At 63.5% G+C, this 18,167-nt stretch carries 17 protein-coding genes; 1 reads left to right on the forward strand and 16 read right to left on the reverse strand.

Going from position 1 to position 18,167, the window contains the following annotated elements; translation table 11 throughout:
* Nucleotides 1–153 precede the first annotated feature (153 nt).
* The 4 genes from OLX02_RS17245 to OLX02_RS17260 form a co-directional block, all read right to left on the reverse strand.
* Entirely contained in the window at nt 154–3,927 is a 3,774-nt protein-coding gene (locus OLX02_RS17245; protein ID WP_264424804.1) for an Eco57I restriction-modification methylase domain-containing protein, read from the reverse strand.
* Between the two features lie 252 nt (nt 3,928–4,179).
* The gene (locus OLX02_RS17250; RefSeq protein ID WP_264424806.1) at nt 4,180–5,388 is read right to left on the reverse strand and encodes a tyrosine-type recombinase/integrase; all 1,209 of its coding nucleotides are present in this window, start codon (nt 5,386–5,388) and stop codon (nt 4,180–4,182) included.
* Complete coding sequence (locus tag OLX02_RS17255) at nt 5,385–6,896, reverse strand: site-specific integrase (RefSeq protein WP_264424808.1); 1,512 nt, start codon at nt 6,894–6,896, stop codon at nt 5,385–5,387. The genes OLX02_RS17250 and OLX02_RS17255 overlap by 4 nt, the downstream gene beginning before the upstream one ends.
* A 42-nt stretch (nt 6,897–6,938) precedes the next feature.
* Nucleotides 6,939–7,091, reverse strand: coding sequence for a hypothetical protein (locus tag OLX02_RS17260; RefSeq protein WP_264424810.1), 153 nt, complete (start codon nt 7,089–7,091; stop codon nt 6,939–6,941).
* Nucleotides 7,092–7,412: 321 nt separating this feature from the next.
* On the opposite strand from OLX02_RS17260, the gene OLX02_RS17265 reads away from it, so the two are divergent.
* A complete protein-coding gene (locus tag OLX02_RS17265; RefSeq protein ID WP_264424813.1) occupies nt 7,413–8,606 on the forward strand; it encodes a DUF1173 domain-containing protein in 1,194 nt (397 codons plus the stop codon).
* Between the two features lie 135 nt (nt 8,607–8,741).
* On the opposite strand, the gene OLX02_RS17270 is transcribed toward OLX02_RS17265, so the two are convergent.
* The 12 genes from OLX02_RS17270 to OLX02_RS17325 all read right to left on the reverse strand — a co-directional run bounded on the left by OLX02_RS17270 (nt 8,742) and on the right by OLX02_RS17325 (nt 18,104).
* A complete protein-coding gene (locus tag OLX02_RS17270) occupies nt 8,742–9,770 on the reverse strand; it encodes a DUF2493 domain-containing protein (RefSeq protein ID WP_264424815.1) in 1,029 nt (342 codons plus the stop codon).
* Between the two features lie 461 nt (nt 9,771–10,231).
* On the reverse strand, nt 10,232–10,561 hold the full coding sequence (locus OLX02_RS17275; RefSeq protein WP_264424817.1) for a single-stranded DNA-binding protein: 330 nt from the start codon (nt 10,559–10,561) through the stop codon (nt 10,232–10,234).
* A 747-nt stretch (nt 10,562–11,308) separates the two neighbouring features.
* On the reverse strand, nt 11,309–11,770 hold the full coding sequence (locus tag OLX02_RS17280) for a DUF736 domain-containing protein (protein WP_264424819.1): 462 nt from the start codon (nt 11,768–11,770) through the stop codon (nt 11,309–11,311).
* Between the two features lie 309 nt (nt 11,771–12,079).
* Nucleotides 12,080–12,862 (reverse strand): hypothetical protein, encoded by a 783-nt coding sequence (locus tag OLX02_RS17285; protein WP_264424821.1) that lies wholly within the window; start codon nt 12,860–12,862, stop codon nt 12,080–12,082.
* A complete protein-coding gene (locus OLX02_RS17290; RefSeq protein ID WP_264424823.1) occupies nt 12,859–13,476 on the reverse strand; it encodes a DUF6927 domain-containing protein in 618 nt (205 codons plus the stop codon). Before OLX02_RS17290 ends, OLX02_RS17285 begins: the two co-directional genes overlap by 4 nt.
* 61 nt (nt 13,477–13,537) lie before the next feature.
* Complete coding sequence (locus OLX02_RS17295; RefSeq protein ID WP_264424825.1) at nt 13,538–15,244, reverse strand: ATP-binding protein; 1,707 nt, start codon at nt 15,242–15,244, stop codon at nt 13,538–13,540.
* 103 nt (nt 15,245–15,347) lie between these two features.
* Nucleotides 15,348–15,695, reverse strand: coding sequence for a hypothetical protein (locus tag OLX02_RS17300; protein ID WP_264424827.1), 348 nt, complete (start codon nt 15,693–15,695; stop codon nt 15,348–15,350).
* 77 nt (nt 15,696–15,772) lie between these two features.
* Nucleotides 15,773–16,201, reverse strand: coding sequence for a DUF736 domain-containing protein (locus tag OLX02_RS17305; RefSeq protein WP_264424829.1), 429 nt, complete (start codon nt 16,199–16,201; stop codon nt 15,773–15,775).
* A gap of 90 nt (nt 16,202–16,291) precedes the next feature.
* Nucleotides 16,292–16,828, reverse strand: coding sequence for a hypothetical protein (locus tag OLX02_RS17310; protein WP_264424831.1), 537 nt, complete (start codon nt 16,826–16,828; stop codon nt 16,292–16,294).
* A gap of 37 nt (nt 16,829–16,865) precedes the next feature.
* The gene (locus OLX02_RS17315) at nt 16,866–17,285 is read right to left on the reverse strand and encodes a DUF3768 domain-containing protein (protein WP_264424832.1); all 420 of its coding nucleotides are present in this window, start codon (nt 17,283–17,285) and stop codon (nt 16,866–16,868) included.
* 70 nt (nt 17,286–17,355) lie between these two features.
* On the reverse strand, nt 17,356–17,775 hold the full coding sequence (locus OLX02_RS17320) for a hypothetical protein (RefSeq protein ID WP_264424834.1): 420 nt from the start codon (nt 17,773–17,775) through the stop codon (nt 17,356–17,358).
* Nucleotides 17,776–17,786: 11 nt separating this feature from the next.
* Nucleotides 17,787–18,104, reverse strand: a complete 318-nt coding sequence (locus OLX02_RS17325; protein ID WP_264424836.1) for a zincin-like metallopeptidase domain-containing protein — start codon at nt 18,102–18,104, stop codon at nt 17,787–17,789.
* Between the last annotated feature and the right edge of the window lie 63 nt (nt 18,105–18,167).

Raw genomic sequence — 18,167 nt, forward strand, 5'->3', positions numbered from 1 at the left:
CAGCCATGAGCGGCGGCAATTAGGACAGCGGTACTACGGCTCTAAGTTCAGCTATGTCGGCCGCCGCCCGGTCGTACTGGCACATTTGAAAGACAAATTTTCGCGTATGCGGACATACAAGCACTTGCCTCGAAACAGCTTATGCACATCTCTTCATTCATATCGGCCGCCGTCAGCGTGATCGGCGTAAGGCTGGATCCTCAAGCCGCGCTGCGCTATCATCGGTCGCATTTTCGATAGAATGGGATCTGTCATCATCGCTGTTACCATGTAGTCGCGGTGCGCATCAGAAATGCCGCACTGCTTCGCAACGGTCACGTCCAGGTCTGCGAGCGCATCCAGATAGTTCTTCTCGAGGTTCGCTGTCGTCAGCGCCTTGATGGCCACGACCACATCAACGAGATTTGATGGTACCACGATGTCGAGAACGTGCCGTCGTGCGATCGGCTCATCCGGCTCCTGCTCAATTCGCCGACTCAGGACGAAAGCAAGATAGTCTCGAAGATCGTTGTCTGGCACCGTAATCGCGAAAAACAGGTCGCTCGACTGCAGGCCGCTAGACGTCTCGGTGATCCCAGTGATGGCAACTCCCGCCTCCGCGGCGCCATTCAAGTCTATGCCAGCGGTCAATGGATCCGCGTTCACGATAAGTGAGGCAAGTGTCGAAGAGCCGGCAGCACCCTTTCGAATGAGTTCGTCAATCGCACGGTATTGGTTTGCCACGTCGCTATCCGCATCCAGCACGCGCTGACCTGCCAATGTGAGTTCGGCCACGGCCACGGCACTCCGATCAGCGGGGATCGGAAGGAGAGTTAGTGTCCGCTTGTACCAATGGCAGCCGAGATCCTCGATGATCGACGACCTCAGCACCCGGGCAGCGTAAAATTGGACGACACGGCTCAGAACGAAAGTGTGCAGCGGGAAGTCTTCCGACAGCTCGATCATGTGCGCAGTGTTCTGGAACCCCTGACCAGGCTCCAATCGCGCGATCGTCGGGAGTTGCGAAATCTCCCTTGCGGCGAAAGTGCGCGCATAACTAAGATGCAAGGCATAGCTGTAGATGTACCGCGTACTTTCACGCTGTGCCGTCGTCGACCACTCTCCCATTGGCTCACCCAGAAGCCCTTGGGGGAAAATGTTCTGTCCCTTGAAAAGGTGGATGCAATCGGTGTCGCCAGCACGCTTGAGTGCGCCAGGGCCACCTAACTTCACACCATAGTTGAAAAGCAATTCGGGACGATAAAGATACCGTTCATGGGCGGGCTTATCCTCCCGAACCTCGACGATCCTTCCACGCGCGCGCTTCACGTAGACAAGCTTCACTATTTCCCCGAGGCGCGGAAGATCACGCATAGTGCGCAACGCTTCGGTGTCGGAGGCACTCATCTTCGTCAGAATCGCGTCCGCACTTTCGTCATCGCCACGGAGTGCCTCGAGCCATTCTGGCGTAGGCAAACTTTCATCGCCTTCATTTTCAAGAGCTTCAGCGGTCACATCCTCGCCTGTAGTCTCGTACTCCACGGTTGCGGCTGCAGATTCCAGCGAACCACGAAGATGCAGCGGGAGGTAGGCCAATCGGTCGAGATCGGACCGCTTTACTTGCGAACGCATACCGCGATTGAAGTCGATCACATCGTCAACCAACGCAGTCGGGTCCAGCTGGAGGATATCTACCATATCCTCTGGGCTCGGCTTGGCCTTCTCTACAATCATGATGATCGTGGCGCGCTTCACCCCCCGAAAGGTGCTATTCCCGAGGCCTTCCAGGTCGGCAATCAATTTGATGCGGTAGCCTTCGAGAACCTTTCGCAGGGGTCCTGCATACGCCGCCTCGGTGACGCCGATCGGCACAATGAAAGCAAGCTTCCCACCGGGCTTCACCCACTGCTTGAGCGCCCGATAGATAAAGTAGATCGACGTGTCGGTATTTTTGAACGTCACCGCGTGATAGGCGTCTCCCACACTCGCGGTACCCGCACGTTCCGCTCGGATATAGGGAGGATTCATGATAACGATATCGTAGCTGCCCTTCGCGGTGCGTTCGAACCCTGTCGGGATCAATGCCTGCGCCTTGCGGTCACTCACGTAGGCTACCCGAAACGCCATCCCAGCCTGCGCGCCGGCACTTCCACCAGACCCTGCCCCCGCTTCGAAACTGGCGCCCATAGGATCGAGCGACGACCACCCTCCGAACAACCGAAGAACCGGCAAGATCGAGCGAGCAAAAGCCCTAATTTCCTCCGGCGTCTTGCCGGAAACTACGTCGATCAGATGCCAAAAGAACTGTATCTGGGCCAGCGTTACTGAGAAGGTCGAGATATCCAGACCATGAAGGCGCCCAATCACCTCCCGCACGGTGTCGCTGGTGATCGCCCCGGCGGCTGAAAGTGCCTGCAGCCTCTGCGTTAACGCTTCTACGAGGAATGTTCCCGTGCCGCACGCCGGATCAAGCACCGTCGATTGTGCCGACCACCCCGCTTCTGCCAACATGAACCGGGCGACTTCCGATCGGGTGTAAACCTCTCCGAGACGCCGCCGTTGCGACACATCCAGGTACTGGTCATACACGCCGGACAAGATATCGCCGCGCACCGTCCGGAAATTCCAACGCGAGAGCACGAGTGCCGCACGTAGGAGAGCATCAGACAGAAGTTGGTCGTCACGCCGGATCGCCCAATCCAGAATGTTCGCATCGAAGATAGAGCGAAATACATCGCCGGCGTGCTTGTAGCTCTGCCGCAGAAGCTCTTGCATCGGCAGCGCGAAATGGTCCGCGAAACGCCAGAAAATTTCGATCCCGCCATTCGAGATATAGCGAACGCGGAAAAGCTCATGGTCCTCGCAGAACCTGATGGTCAGCATCCGCGACAAGATCAGCGAAGCCGTCTCATACACGAGTGAGTCGACGAGGCGCTTATTCGCTTTGTTCGAATCCCCGGACAGCCTGAGCAAGCTGGGACCTTCTACGCCTTGACGCTGCCCATATTGCTGCAGTAGGTCGGTCTCGATCCTCAGTGCATAGAGCACTGGCTCCAGATCCATCATCAGTGCATCGAGGCGCGCTTCGTAATCGGTGACAAGTTCGTCGGTAAGCTCGGCCGCCGCACGCGGATCGAGCATCTTGAAAAACTCAACAGGCCGACGCGCACTGGACCAATCGAAGCGCGGCGAACCATAGTCCGCTGCCATAGCCTCGATGTGCGCGATCGCTGACCTGAGATCGGCCACGCCCTGCTCAAATAAAATGCTTTCGACCGCCTGCCTGATAGTTTCCGAAGCGGCGCGCACCGTCGCTCCGAACATGTTCCGCTTCGGGCCACTCGCATCCAGGAATGCATAGCGCGTCCGGTTGGCCCGAAAAGCGGCCAGCTCATTCTCCAGCTGAAGCTCTGCCGAAGAGATAACACCAAAGCAAGCCATGAACGAAGCGGGGTCTTCGAGTGCGTCCCACGTCCACGTCTGCGTGATGGACTCCGGCAGCGCGCCGCGGGTATCGAGTGCACTATCGAAAGCAATAGGATCGGAGACATCGATCCTAAGGACCACCTCTTGGTCGATCAGATAGAACCAGCGCGTACCCGATTGCGGATAGGTTCGCTTCTCTTTCGCGATCGCCTTACCATTAGTCCGAATGGCGTGGCCCAGTTTCACTTCGAACACGGCAGCCGCATAGTCGGGCCCGCGAAGCGCGCGCCCCCCAGACGACCGATATACCACCAAATCGGGCCTTTTGCGGCTCGCGGCGATTTTGGAATCAATGACCACTTGGCCTGCAGTTAGCCCGATGCAGAAACTCGAGCGTGTCAGGAGATCGCGCACATAAGCATAGAGATCGGGCTCTCCGGCGCTGTTCGACGTGATCTCGCGTACCTTGCGGCGAAGTGGTGCCGCAGACGGCAGGGACGGAATGATCGGTTGACTGGCCATGCGCGCGAATAAATGGCCGGTGCGATTCTCCGGGTCAATTCAAAAGGCCAAGACTTCGAACTCGCTTCGCCCACTCCACAAAAAGGGCGTCCTCAGATCACCGGCTACAACGTTGGCGGTCCCAGTAAGGGATCCCGCACGCTGCAATGCCGGTCTGTCTAACAAGCCCACGCATCTCGCCAATGCGTGAGGCAGCCGGGAACAAATCGAACAATTCTGCTCCGGTAAGATCGCCAGCACCTAGGGGCCGCATCAAGCAGCGCCTGTATACATTAGCCGTTCGACAAGATCACCAATAGCTGCAGCCGCCTCCAGCAAATGTCCATCATCCAGATGAGCGTAGCGCGCTGTGGATGCAACGCGGGCGTGGCCAAGCAGCTTCCCGATCATCGGCAGGTTCTCGCGGCTCATCGCAGCGTGGCTGGCAAAGGTGTGGCGAAGATCGTGCAGCCGGACGTCATTGAGACCAACCTTTCGGCGCATTTCAATCCATACGTGGGTCAGGCTTTGGATGGGACCCTTATAGCGCGAGTTCCAGAACAGGTGACCAACTCCCGCTTTGCGCGGCAAAGCATCGATCACATCGCGCGCTTCTTGGCCGAGCCAGACGGTTCGCGGGCCGGTCTTGCTATCACGCAGGTTCAGCCTCAATCCACGGAGGTCGCTCCACTGCAGGCTCAGGATTTCGCCAATCCGGCAGCCGGTCAGAAGCAGGAGCGTGATCGCGGAGGCATGCGTGCGGACGACAAGTTCGTTACTTGCCCTGCCCTCGGCGAGCAATGTTCCCAATCGCGCCAGTTCGTCGCTCGACAAAAAGCGCTTGCGATGCACACGCCGGTTTTGCCGGATGGCCCGGCAGGGATTTGTGTTCTCAGAGCGATAACCCCAAGCCTCCGCCTTGTTCATCGCCGCACGCAGGATCTCCAGGCAACGGTTGGCGGCAGCCGGCCCCGACCTGCCGGCCAGTGCGGCAAACCAACGCGCAATTTCAGGCTCTTCCAAAGTGTCGACGCAGGCGTCCGGAAACGCGCCGTCGATGTGCGAGCGCCGATAACCCGTCATCGTCTCCAGCGTCGACGCCTTCCAACCGGGCGCGCACCGTTCCCAGTACTCGGTCATGAAATCGTCCATGCGCGGTGCCGTCCTTGCACGCTGGCGCACCTCGGCGGGATCATGGCCAATTTGGGCATGGGCCAAGACGCGGCGACCAACGGTAATGGCCTGATGCCGCGTTAGCACATGGGCAGGCCCGATGGTCACGGTGCGCATCCGCCCACTCATGCGGGTTTGCACGACGTAGACTTTGCGGCCGCTTTGGTAGTGGCGGATGCCGATGCCACGCTCACCAGCCAGCCAGGACGTGGTACGCGCCCTGCCCCTTGGCTCGACCGCGAGTGCGCGATCCAGTCCAACCTCCCCGAGCGCGCCTGCGACGATTTCGCGCAGCGTAAGGCGCGTCATGGTCGCACTCCCAGGGCTGATGCCATAGTGGAGGATACCCGCGCCGCCGCTTCGGCAATCGTCTCATCGGCGAGGTGGGCATACCGGGCGGTGGTTTCCGGCAAGGCATGGCCGAGCAGGCGACCGATTGTCGCCAGAGGCACACCTTCCCGTACGGCTACCGAAGCGAAGCTGTGGCGCAGATCATGCAAACGAACGTCTGGCAGCGCACAGGTTCGACGAAATCGCCACCAGAATGCCTCGAGCGACATGTGCCCCTTGCCCCGCTTTTTCGGGAACACCAGCGCGACACCTTCGTGTCGTGGCAAGCTCTGGAGAATAGCCAGCGCCTGCCTGTTGAGCATGATGATCTTTGCCCCCGTCTTGCTGTCGGGCAGCACAAGGCGCGGAGGCTGAACCCAGTCCCAATGAAGCCCGCAAATCTCGTTCAGGCGCGCGCCGGTGTAAATCAGCAGTCGGATCGCCGCGACCTCGTTCGGATAATCGTCTTCCACCTGCGCAAGCTGACGCCCGAGACGAGCATACTCGCCGGGGCTCAGGAACCGCTCCATCGCCTTACGCCGGAAGCGTTCGATACCGCGACAGGGGTTCTTGCCCTTTGGCCTGTAGCCGAGTTGCTCGGCATATTTCAGCATCGCGGCCAGCACCGGCAACGCGCGATTGAACTTCGCTTCGGCGACATTGGCGCAATCGTCGCGCCACCGCACGATGTCGGTCCGGTCCATCTCGTTGAGCCGATGTTCGGCAAAGAATGGCAGGATATGATGGTCAAGCGCTGTCCGATTGCGACGCTGAGTCGAGGGCTTCCAATGATGCGCACAGTCGCGCCAGAACTCTTCGGCATAGTCGATGAACACTGGCCCCACCGGGATGTCCGGCCGCCTGGGCAAGCCATCGAGCGCAACCTCGACCAGATGGCGCCGCGCTACCCGGCGCGCGACCAGCGCCTCCACGTCCTCCACGCTGCCGAGCGTAATCCGGCGGTGACGTCTGCGATGCCGCACGCGGACAAACCAGGATCGATGTCCACCGGGCTGAACCCGCATGCCGAAGCCCGGCAACGTGGTGTCCCAGATCTCGTGTTCCGAAGGCAATTCCTGGCTTTGCCGACGGGCAAAATTACCGTCCAGAAATGCCTTTCGAGGGCATTTTTCAGGCTCAGGGTACAAATAGCCATTTTTCGCGCATTCCGGAGGGTCAGAAACCGCAGATTTCTGCGGCTTTTGCGGGTACGAATAGCCAACGCCAGCATGCAAACTGCCACACACTTCGGCGACTGAAAGTCGCGGATTTCCGCCATTTTTTGCCATAAAAATACGGATATCCGTGTACGGTGTGCCCCTCAATCGCCAGATTTGAGCGACGTCGGGGGATGTGATGGGGCTTGATCGCAAGGCATGGGTGCTGGGGTCTTCCGGTGGGGGCCAGGGCATGATCCCGGCGAATGTTGGAGGGCGGAACAGGCATGCAGGCGAGAGGGCGATGGCTGCTGGCGTGCGTTCTGACACCCTGCTTGTCTCCGGGAGCATGAGAAAAAGGATAGGGTGGGGCTAGTCGCCCCACCATTCGCCTTCCGCCGCCCCGGCCTGCCCGTCGGTGCCAGGTAATGCCTCGGCCGTGCTGCGTGCCTGTGCCAGCCATGCCTGTTCGAGGCTGGCGATGATGCCGTCGAGATCGTCGTGTTCGTTGGTGGGATTGGTCATCGTGGCCTCCTTCGTCGGTATCGACGGGCAGGCGGACGGTGGCGGTGCGCGGTCTCGGTCAAGGACGGCGAAGCCGCCGCGCAGCGGGGAGCGGGGGTGCCGATTTTTCCGCCAGGAAAAATTGGGGGTACCGCTCATCCTTGAGGGAGGCCGCGCACCGCCACCATCATGGGACGGCTATGGCGACCTGTTGTGTTTCTGTGTCCTTGCAGGCGCCGCCGCTGCACCCTTATGATGGCAGCGGGATGGTGTCGTGGCTCGAGCGTCGCACGATGACCGGTTCCGACGCTGTCGTTGTTCGCAAGCGCCGGAGGGCCAGACATGCAGCACTATCATCTGCTCGAGCGCGAGATCGCCGAGGACGATCCGGGCCTTGCCGGCTTGCTCGCGCAGGCGCACGGCCAGCGCGAGCGCGCGATCTGCCTGTGCCGGCGCGATCACAAGCTGCCGCTCTACATCGCGCACCGACAGGGTGGATACGTGCTGGCGCGCTGGCCCGGCACGGGACCGCGCCATGCCTCGGCCTGCAACCACTACGAGGCGCCCGATTTCCTGACAGGGCTCGGCCAGGTCCGGGGATCGGCCGTGGTCGAGCATGAGGACAGCGGCGAGACCGAACTCAAGTTCGCGTTTCCGCTGTCGCGCGGGCCGGCGCGCGCCGCGCCTTCGGCCTTCACCAACGACAAGCCGGCGGTCAGGACCAATGGCCTGCGCCTGACGATGCAGGGGCTGCTGCATTTCCTGTGGGACAAGGCCGAACTGACGCACTGGCATCCGCGCATGGGGGGCAAACGCAACTGGTTCGTGGTCCGGCGCGCGCTGTTCCATGCCGGGCTTGCCTGCAGGGCGCGCGGCGAAAGCCTGGCGCGCGTGCTGTTCGTGCCCGAGACGTTCCAGCTCGAGCAGAAGGAGAACATCGCCGGGCGTCGCCGGTCGGACCTCGCGATGGCGCATGCCTCGAGCGAAGCCATCATGGTCGTGATCGGCGAGATCAAGGCGATCGAGCCGGCGCGTTTCGGCGAGAAGATCGTGGTGCGCCACCTGCCCGACTGGCCGTTCCTGATGGACGAGGACATGGCGCGCCGCTTCCACAAGCGGTTCGCGGTCGAGGAGGAACTGTGGCGCTCGGATGGTGGCGGCGGACACCTGGTGATGAGTGCCACCTTCTCGATCGGGGCCTCGGGCCTGCCCCAGCTCTTCGAAATCGCGGTCAGGCCGGTCACGCGCGAGTGGATGCCCTACGAAAGCCTCGACGAACGCGCGCTGGTGAGCAAGGCCGTCGGCGAGGGACGCAGGTTCGTGAAGGGGCTTCGGGTCAATCTCGGGCCTGACCAACCGATCGCCAGCATCGCGCTCAAGGACACCGGGCTCGATGCAACGGCGGTCCACCTCGTGCGCAATGTCCCCGATCCCGCCTACGACGATGCGCTCGCCGCGCTGATGATGACGCCGGGGGTATGCCATGTGGTCTGGCAACCGGGCGACAGCCTGCCGCTACCTGCGCCCCGGTCCTGATCGCTCTTGCTTGTCCCGACCAGGCGCGCGGCATGTGGGGCCAGAGCCCCACTACGCCCGCGTGCCTTGCCGCCAGAACAAGAAATGAGAAAATTGGAGGACGCCGCGGGATGCAGCGCCCTCCTTGGGGCAAGTTCAGAATGCGGCACCGCGCCGCGCAAACCGCCGCTGCCCGTTCACGGCAGGCGCGCCTTCGGGAAAGGCCGGCTGCTGGTGGCTCGCGGCGAAGGCATGGTAGGGAACGCCCGCCTCGCGCACTTTGGTCAGGAGGTTGGCCTGCAGCCCCGATCCCTCGCAGATCACCGCGTGCACAGGCTTGAGGTTCATCATCTGCTCGTTACGGGCGAACCCTGCGCGCTTGCCCATCGCGCGATTGAGCGTGAAGCGCACCGTCGCAACGCCGCGCGAAGCCGCCCAGGCGTGGGCGATCTGGTCGCATCCCCGGTGCTGGGCGGTGGTCGCCAGGATCATGCTCGGAATGCGCGCGAAGGTATCATCGAGCGCCTTGTAGAGCAGTTCGTGGTCATGCCAGGTGTCGCCGCCTGAGAAGATCACGACGGGACCGGTCGGAGCGTGAGCCTCGCGGCGCTTGGCCGCGCGCGCTGCCAGGAAATCGCGCGCCTCGATCTGGCTCGCGGTTGTGGCGGAGCTGACCCGCGATCCCCGCGCGGTCGAGAAGGGTCGGCCGGTTTCGACGTGGAACACTTGCGCCGCATGGTCGCGCATGCACTCCAGCGCTTCGCGGCAACTCTCGAGCGTCTCGCACAAGAGGCGGGTGTCTTCGACTTGCGTCGCGTGGATTTCGGACGGATCGGAGATGCGCACCAGTTCTCCGAGTTCCTTGGCGGCATCGTCCTCGCGGCCCTCGATGCGCTTGGCGACGACATGGAAGCTGTTGGCGAAGCCCCAGGCGAGATCGGCGGCAAATGGTTCGAGCCGCGTATCGCGCAGCACGTCGAACAGCGTGGTCATGACCATTTCTACTGCGGCGCGGGCCTGGTCGGGATCGGGCATGCAGCAGACTTCCGCCTCGTCGACGATGGACAGCTTGGCGCGTTCGTCGTGCTCGATGAAGGCGTGCGCGTAGGTCGATGCCTGGTCGGTCGATTCGGTTTCCTCGGCGATGAAGCTCGCGAGATCGGCGAAGTTCGAGAAGGTTTGCATTGGTTCAGCTCCTGCGTTTCGTCATCGGCTTGATGACGCCCCTCATCCGGCAAGCCGTGCCAAGGCCAGTCAGGGACGTTGACCGGGAAGCCGGGGCGCGGACAGCGTCCCCGGACCCCGGTTGACGCCGCGAAGCGGGGCATGGGGGAGCCGATTTTGTGGGTGGTGGCCGTCAGGCCGCCGGCCGCCAAAATTGGGGGAACCGTGCATCCTTGACGGGGCGCCAGGCCGGGTTGCCACACTGGGAGGACACAGAAAGGGTTGGGTATTGCAGCTCTTTCCTCTCCCTGGGCGGGCATCCGCCAGGGGAGAGAAAACAGGACAAAAGGGCCGGCGCGGACGCGCCGACCCTCACGATCGCGACGATGATGATGTTGATGATGATGGCAATTGCCCCCAGCGGCCCATCCCCGCGGACACGCGAAAACGGGCGGCTCAGGGGAGCCGCCCGCCCACGGTGGTCAGATGAACTCGATCTCGTCGGCGACGATCTCGGTGTTGTAGTAGGTCTTGCCGTCGCGTTCGTTGCGCGAGTAGCGGATCTCGCCGGTCACGAGCAGCTTGTCGCCCTTGTGCTTTTTGTTGGCGATCGCCTTGCCGAGGCCGCCGAAGGCCTTGACCGTGTGGAACTGGTCGTAGGTCTCGGTGTAGCCGTTCTCGTCCTTCTGGACCTTGCCGTCCTTGATGACGGGCTTGCTGGTCACCAGCGTGAACATCACGCCGCCCTTGCTGTCGGTGCCGAAGCGCGAAACGTCCGCGGTGATGCGACCGGAGAGAAAAACCTTGTTCATGCGCCATTCCTTCGGTGTCATCGGCGGGCCAATCCCGCCGGGATGAACAAAGACGAAGCCCGGGAATGAGCGGGCTTTGCACCGAGCGGGCGGCGTGCCGTCCGGCGAGGGGAACCGCTGATCCCAAGCGGGTGGTGCGGGCGGAGGCCGTCAGGCCGACAACACGGCCCCTTGAGGTCGGCGGTTGCAAAGGTCGTGCACGGGCGAAGAGTTTCATCCCGTCTGGCGGATGGCCAACCGATGGTGCTGAAGGTGTGGCCCGTCATGGACATGACGGTTTCTCTCGCGCTGCGATGCGGCTGACGGGAAATCGCGTTTCGGTGCCGGTGGCGGGCGGTGCTGTCATGCAGGTCACCGACCTGCACGCCCATCAGGGACGGATCAGGACCAGTGGGACGAAGGCACAACCAGACCTCGCAAAGCGCTCCGCACGATCGACGCATCGGCCTTGGCGCCAGCGCACGGACACAACGACGGCGTGGCGACAGCCGCGGTTTGACCGGCGACGGGTCTGCGCCTCCGGGCGAGGCACGGAGCACCTGCACATCGCCGGGATCGTCGTTGGTGGGCGACGGTGATCACCGCATTGGGCGGCGCCCATAGGGCGCCCGTTGCTCCGGGGAGCGGCGCGGGTACCGCGCTCCGACCTGGCAACCCCCGCGCGTGACTCTGTCCTCGCTTACAAAAAATTGCGGTCCGACCGCGGGGGAGGTCGGACCGCAAGGTTGGTCGGGGAAGCCTGGGGGGTCAGGCTTCGACGCCGACGTAGTCGCCCGTCGCAGAGGCAAAGGGGTCTTCGCTGGGGGCGGCGAAGGTTTCGCTACGCGGGCTGAAGGTGGTGTCGCCATCGGCGCTGGTGGGTGCACCCTCGTCGAAAGGATTGGTCATGCGGCGGCGCGGACGCGACCAGACCACGTTGAGCGCGCCGTCCTGCTGGGTGAACAGCGCGATCGACAGCGGCGCCTCGAAGCTCGGATCGTCGATCTGGCCCTGGAGGAAGGCGCCGGTGCCGTTGGCGGCCATCTTCTCCCACAGGCCGCCGGCCGGAATGAAGGTGCCATTGCGCGTGCGCACCATGACATCGAAGCGGGGGGCGTCGGGGTTGGTCGAGGTGACCGAGCGCAGGCCGATCACAAGGTCGATCGTCGCGGTCTGGATCTTGCCGATGAAGTTGCCGGAGGCATTCTTCTTGAGTTGACCGATGTTCATTGCCGCATTCTCCTTCAAATGCCGCCCCGTCTTGCTGCTCGGGGGCCGGTACGGGTTCGTGAACGGGTCCATTCCCGCCACACCTTCCTCCTCACCCCCTTCTCTCTGATCCCGCCGCCAGAGCCGGACACGGAGGCAGCGGACGAAGCGAGAGGCCCGCCGCCGGGAACACGATCAGGTCCGGCATCGCCGGAGAAGCCCGGTCGAAGACCGGATGATCGGATGGGAGGCGAAAGGGTCGGCGCAAGGCGAGCCCAGGCTCTCGCGCCAGACCCGCCCATGGCGCCGTTCCGGGCAGGCCCGTGCCGCTCAGTTCCTCAAGCCGCGCGGCAAGGCGATCCACTCAGGCTGGTCATGCGCGATCGGGATATCCATCTGCCCTGCCTGCTCCTCGGTGAAGACGTCCGCCGTCTCGAGGGATCCGAAACCGTCGGTATTGTTCCAGAACAGCAACCCCTCCTCGTCATCCCGCATGGCAAGGACGAGTTTCGGGGCGAACCTCGCGTTGTCATTGAGGTGGCTGGTCTCGATCCAGTGGGTGCCATCGGCATCGATCCGGAAGCCGCCCCCGCCGAAGGCGTCGGGCTGGTATCGATCGCTGTCGTAGCCCCAGGTGACGATCAGCGGCCACGATCGCGTGAGGATCCGTTGGAACAGTGCCGCAACCGCGTCCGGCTCGAACTGGTCGGCTTGCCCGAACACCGAGATCGAGGCCGGATTGTGGTCGCCGAACACGAATTGCGTGCCGAATGTCGGGAAATCGGGATCGTTGAAGATCGCAAGGAACCCTGACACCGGATTATCGTCAATTGGCGGGAACAGCGCGCGAAAGCTGGCGGCGGCTTGCGCCCAGCGCGTTGCGATCTCGTCGTGGAGCGGGCCACTTTCGAGGAAGGCCGCAAGCGCGATCGCCTCGGCGAGAAGTGCGTGCTCGTCAGGCGTCACGCGGAAGGCGAAGCAGGTATGCGTATAGCAATTGGACATGGGCCAATTCCTTCGTGGCGAGAGGTTGCGCAGCAGCGGTCCCGACCGCGCCAGAATTGGTGAACCGCCGAGGGTACAGACCGGCTGTGCGCCGGCCGCGCCGATCACCTCGCGACCGACGCGGCTGATGCCGCGGCCTCGGGCGCGACAATGGTCCAGGCCCTGGTCATCAGCCGCGAGATTCGCACGCCAGCCCCGTCGCCCGCGCGCAGGAGAACGGTCCTCGTGCCCCAGGAGCCAACCCGGAACGTCTGCTCGCTAATCCCGTCGGAAAATGTCAGCGGTTCGGGGAGCACCAGGGTGTCACCCGGCCTCGGCTTGCGACGCGAAGTCAGCGCAAGGCGTTGACGACATCTGGCGCGCCATTCGGCGGCATGGTCATTGATCGGCGGCCCCAGCATGTCGAGGATCGAGGCCGGGCAATCGAAGTAGTAGGGCCCTGCCGTTTCCGTCATGTCCTTGTAGGCGAACACGTATCCATCGCGGGCGCGTGGGTTCCAGCGGATAAGGCAGATGATGGCAAAGGGCGGGCGCTCGCCGTCAGGTCCATAGTTCTGGCAGGCGGCATAGTAGGCGCCGGAACGGACCGTGGACTTGAGGACGCGCAAACCTTCGGTCCGCCCCGCCGCCGCGTCAGGCGCATAAGTGCACTGGTCGTCGAGATAGGCCTTGGGCGTGGCATGGGGCCCCATGCCGCGCAGGGTCATCGAGAGCCATCCCATCGGGATCTCCTGTGTCGGGAGGAAAGGGGTCGGCTGCGGAGCCGGAGACGCGAAGAAGGGTTCAGCCTGCGATTGCGCCAGGCGCAGTCGTGTCGGACGTCGGGGCGTCCGCCTCGGGCAGGAGGACAAGCTCCTTGCGGGACATCGACCAGGACAGACGCAAGGTCCGTCCAGCGGGAATGCGCCAGGCAATGCGATCGGCAAAGACCATGCGGATCACGGCGAGCGTTGCCGCATCGTCATCTTCGAGCATGGCATGGGCGCGCGCGGCAGCCTCGTAGCGGAACCGTGTTTCCTGGGTATCGTAGCTGTCCGCATCGGAATCATCAGATGGGCTGAAGACGGCATCGATGATGTAATCCGTGAGATCGCCGGGATCGAGCCGCGAACATTTCGTGAGCGCAATCTGCACCGTGTCGACGTCCGTCCAGCTGTCGTCGCCCTCCAGAAGCGCAAGATCGGTCGGCAGGTCGAGACCTCCGCCAAACTGATCGCTGAGTTCGAGCGTGATGGTCTCGGGCCGCAAGGTGCAGGGGTCGCGCCCGAGTGGGGTATCGCTGCCATCGGCCTCGCAGAAGCGCTCGCCTGTGCGCACGTAGCATTTCAGGCGGTCGTACCAACTGTAGCCGATGAATTGCTTGATCGGGTCATAGAACGTCAGCGGTGCCTGCCCCTCGAGGCGATGCACCTCGCCAGCTTGGCCATTTCGCGAGAACGCAAGCGCGCGACCGAACGTCACGGAATCGAGCGCATCCATGTCGTCATAGAGGGCTGCGTCCGCAGCAATGGCCGTGAAGCCGGGAAGATCGCGGTAGCTGTCACGCGCCAGAGACGGCGTCCACGTCGGCAACTGGGCAATCGCCTCGGGAAAGGCGTCGCAGAACAGGTTGGCCTCGAGCCAGCAGGCATGGCTGAGACGGTGGAAGGGCTCGGCGAGGATCGTCTGATACATGGCCTCCCGGCACAGGGTTTTGAGCCGCGTGAGCGCGGCGTTGTGGTAGATCTCCTTGCGCGCGGGCAGGACCAGAACGAGATCGCGCGCATCGACGACGTCGACATGCACGCTCCACTGCGCGTGGTGGATTTCCTTCACCTGCGGCAAGACGTGCCGGAGCGTCACACCGTGGAAATTGACGGTGTCGCCGGCAGACGACGTGCGGTTGCGATAGACGCCGAGGCGATACCCTTCGCGCTCGACGATCTTGTGCGCGCCTGCGAGGAAATCGACCCGCTTCAATTCCTCGCCGTTGAACGTGACGGGCAGCGGAAAATGCCGGGCCGCGCTTTCGAGACAACGCTCGAGCTTGCCGTCGCGCTGCGGCGGGGCATGGAACGCGATGCTGGTGCCGCGAGGTCCCCCCCAGGGCAGCACCGCGATATCAGTTTCGCCGGTCCAGGCATCGCCGGCGATCGCGAGGGCGAAGGACGCGTGCGCGCTGACCGAGCGCACGACCGTGTCGAGCCCGGCCAGGCTGAAGAAACCCATGCCGGCGGGATCTTCGCGCGCGCGACAAGCCTCCGACCAGTCCGACTGGCCGAGCGAGACGAGATCGGCCGGATCGGCGATACCCGCGCCATCGTCGGTAACGGTGACGATGCAGGCATCCTCGAGGTGCTCTGCGGTCACTGCAACCGTGGTCGCGCCGGCGCGGCGCGCGTTCTGGAACAGCTCGTTGAAGATGTCGCCAAGCGTTCCGTTGAAGATACGGGTGACTTTGGTGATCGCCTCGGGCGAAACCCGGGCACGCAAAGTGGCAGGAAGGGTCATGGACGGATGTCCTTCGGTGATCACGCGCCCACTGACGTGCGCATGGTGCGTCGGTGAAAGCGACGGAAAGTCGCAGCGGCTTGCAAAGCCGTTGCAGAGGCGGTCACTCGGCCGGGCAGACACGATCGAACACGGGATCGATGGCAAAGCCCAAGGCTCGGGCCAGTGCGATGGCCCCGCGCACGTCCTCCTCGTCGAAGCCGAGCGGCGCTACGAGGTCGGTCAGCGTCGCGGCGCCGGCATCGGCAATCTTGTGGAGGTGGCCCGCTTCGGCGGTGACCGCCACCGGCCAGGCCCATGCAAGGCCGACCACGCCTTCACCGAGGACGATCAACGTGTGGCCTTTGGCAATGGATTCATCGACCTGGCAGGCGTCGTAGGCATTGCCCGTCGTGTCGAGAACATGCGCGCGGTGGGTTTGGAATGCGAACCGCTCGGAATCGGTCAGCATGGCTGCTTCCCTTCAATGAAGCGCCCCGACCGCCGTAAGGTGGCCGGGGCGCAGGGTGGTTCGGGGGAGTGGACGTGTCAGGCGGTTCCAACGGGCGAGAACGCATCGGCCCGCCGCCGGGCGCGCGGCCGCGACCAGACCAAGTTGTAGCTGCCGTCGTCCTGCTTGAACGCGCTGATCGGCAGCGGCCGCGTCAGCGACGGATCATCGATGCGCCCCTGCAGGTAGCATTCGCCGGTCTCGAGCGCGGCCTTCTCCCACAAGGCGCCGACCTGCACGAAAGCGCCGCCGGTGTTGCGGGTGAGAATTTCGAAGCGGGGCGCCTTGTCGTTGCGCGATTCAACCTCGCGCAGCGCGAAGGTCATGGCGACCATGACGGTCGCGAGCGAGCCGCTCAGGTGACCCTGCGCATTGCTCTGGATGGTGCCGATGTTCATTGCCTGGTGCTCCTTGGCAAAGACCCCGTCTTGCTGCTCGGGGGTCGTGGGGGTGATGGCCTGGGGCATCCCTGCTCCGACCAACCACTCCCTTCCCGCTTCCCTCCCGCCGCTGGGGTCCTGGCCCCGGACCCCTGAGTCTCACGGGTGCTGCCGGCATCAATGCACGGTCGCACCGGACTGTTCATGGATGCAGGCGCTCCGCAGGTCCGCCCGCGACGCATGATCGGGATAGCCGGCGCGCAAATTGGCATGCAGGCGCGCGAACAGGTCGAGGGCGAAGGTGCCGTCGGCGGCCGGGCGGCTCGTGATCAGGGCGCGCTCGATTGCTTCGCGCGATGGCGAATGCGGACAGATCGCCGTCCATGTCCCGTCGGGCGCATAGTCGTAGGGCGCCGGCATCATCGCGTCGAGCCAGTGCGCAAGGCCATGCTCGACCATCGCCTCATAGGCATCGTCGTGGTGCGCGGCGTCCGAAGGGCATCGCAGGCGCACGGTATAATAGGTTCCGAAATCGTGGGGGTTGCCGACAACCTCAAGGGCATAGTCTTCAGGCGGAACGCCCAGCACCGCGACAAGCGCGGCGCGGTAAGCAAGCGCCTCCTGACGGCTGCGCGCCGGCGCATCGGGATCGCGGCCCACTTGCGCGCAAGGTTCATCGAACCGCGTTCCCGAAAGATCGATGGTGCGGGTCATGTTGGGATCTCCTCGCGCGCGCAAGGCGCAGGCGCGTTCAGTATTCGCACGGTTGCAGCACGGTCAGGACCCGGATCGTGACCGAGGCGTCCCAGGGTGTGTCCGACCCGAACGAGAAGCTGCCGTCGTCGGCGTAAGCGTCGATCTTCCAGTACAGGCGTTCACCGAGGAAGGTGACGACCCCGAAATCGCGTTCGCCATAGGGATCGTCACCGGGATCAATCGGAGCATTGGCGATCTGCCGCATGAGCCGCTCCTGGTTGATCATGACCCGCGCCGTGCGCGCAGGCTCCTCGGTCTGCCCTTCGGCGAGCAGTTCGACGACACCGCGCGTGAACAGGATGCGCGCGCGGCGCGCCTTGCCCTGGCGGGTTTCGTCGTTGAGGCGCGCGATCTGCTCGGTGCGTTCGCGCTGGACCTGATCAGGGTCCGCTGGAGGAAGAGGATTGCTGGACATGTGTGATCTCCCGATGGGTTCACACACCCTTGCCCGCTCCCCTCCCGGACACTGGGCAGCGGTCACCGCGTCAATGCCGCTTGCGATAGACGCCTTCGCCATTCGACATGTGGCCAAGGCACACGTATTCGCCGAACAGATCGTCAAAGCGCCCGGCAATGCTGCCGAGCCAGTGCTGCGCCAGCGCATGCAGCGGGCGGCGCAACTCGGCCTCGTGATACGAAGTGTCGTCGCGCTCGACGATCCATACCGCGGCAAGGCCGCCGTAGATCGACAGCCCAAAGTCGGCGTAGCCGTTGCGCAGGAGGATGCGGTCCTCGCGCCCGCGCCAGCCCTCGTGCGGTTCCAGCGAGGGAAATGCCGACTGTGCCTGCGCGATCAGATCGTCCCGCAGCCATTCGAGGGTGCATTCCCAGTCGTCTTCATCGTCAATTGCGAACCCCTGATAGGCGACCAGCGCACCGGACGGGTAGCTGACGGAGCGTCCCATGGTTCCCTCCGTCAGGCCGCGAGCGCGATGTCGGATGCCGCGTCGGGATTGGCACTGTCCGTATCGTCCGATGGCACATCGGCCGCACGGCCGCCGAGCCGCAACAGCATGCTCGCCGCTTCCTCCGCCTTGGCAGCAGCGGTGAGGATTGCGCGATCGTCCTGCCTTAGGACGGCCAGCCAGTGATCGATGTAGCTGGCATGATGATCGAGATGCGTGACCGGCAGGCCGAGTTCCGCACCCAGCATGGCGCTGGATAATTCCGCGACATATCCTGACAGTCCAGCGCTAATGTGAATTCCAGCGCCATTTTTGCGAACCTGTTTCACGCCGCCATCTCCTCGGCCTGAGGCTGCTGGGCATGCATCCAGTCGGCTGCGGCCTGGGCCTTG

The organism is Novosphingobium sp. KCTC 2891 (assembly GCF_025938155.1).
GTDB lineage: Bacteria > Pseudomonadota > Alphaproteobacteria > Sphingomonadales > Sphingomonadaceae > Novosphingobium.

Excerpts from the sequence above, each read along its gene's own strand:
- OLX02_RS17305 (WP_264424829.1), bottom strand. The coding sequence starts at position 16,201 with ATGCCCCAGGCCATCACCCCCACGACCCCCGAGCAGCAAGACGGGGTC.
- OLX02_RS17315 (WP_264424832.1), bottom strand. The coding sequence starts at position 17,285 with ATGTCCAGCAATCCTCTTCCTCCAGCGGACCCTGATCAGGTCCAGCGC.
- OLX02_RS17290 (WP_264424823.1), bottom strand. The coding sequence starts at position 13,476 with ATGGGATGGCTCTCGATGACCCTGCGCGGCATGGGGCCCCATGCCACG.
- OLX02_RS17310 (WP_264424831.1), bottom strand. The coding sequence starts at position 16,828 with ATGACCCGCACCATCGATCTTTCGGGAACGCGGTTCGATGAACCTTGC.
- OLX02_RS17245 (WP_264424804.1), bottom strand. The coding sequence starts at position 3,927 with ATGGCCAGTCAACCGATCATTCCGTCCCTGCCGTCTGCGGCACCACTT.
- OLX02_RS17280 (WP_264424819.1), bottom strand. The coding sequence starts at position 11,770 with ATGAACATCGGTCAACTCAAGAAGAATGCCTCCGGCAACTTCATCGGC.
- OLX02_RS17295 (WP_264424825.1), bottom strand. The coding sequence starts at position 15,244 with ATGACCCTTCCTGCCACTTTGCGTGCCCGGGTTTCGCCCGAGGCGATC.
- OLX02_RS17250 (WP_264424806.1), bottom strand. The coding sequence starts at position 5,388 with ATGACGCGCCTTACGCTGCGCGAAATCGTCGCAGGCGCGCTCGGGGAG.
- OLX02_RS17260 (WP_264424810.1), bottom strand. The coding sequence starts at position 7,091 with ATGACCAATCCCACCAACGAACACGACGATCTCGACGGCATCATCGCC.
- OLX02_RS17270 (WP_264424815.1), bottom strand. The coding sequence starts at position 9,770 with ATGCAAACCTTCTCGAACTTCGCCGATCTCGCGAGCTTCATCGCCGAG.
- OLX02_RS17275 (WP_264424817.1), bottom strand. The coding sequence starts at position 10,561 with ATGAACAAGGTTTTTCTCTCCGGTCGCATCACCGCGGACGTTTCGCGC.
- OLX02_RS17265 (WP_264424813.1), top strand. The coding sequence starts at position 7,413 with ATGCAGCACTATCATCTGCTCGAGCGCGAGATCGCCGAGGACGATCCG.
- OLX02_RS17320 (WP_264424834.1), bottom strand. The coding sequence starts at position 17,775 with ATGGGACGCTCCGTCAGCTACCCGTCCGGTGCGCTGGTCGCCTATCAG.
- OLX02_RS17300 (WP_264424827.1), bottom strand. The coding sequence starts at position 15,695 with ATGCTGACCGATTCCGAGCGGTTCGCATTCCAAACCCACCGCGCGCAT.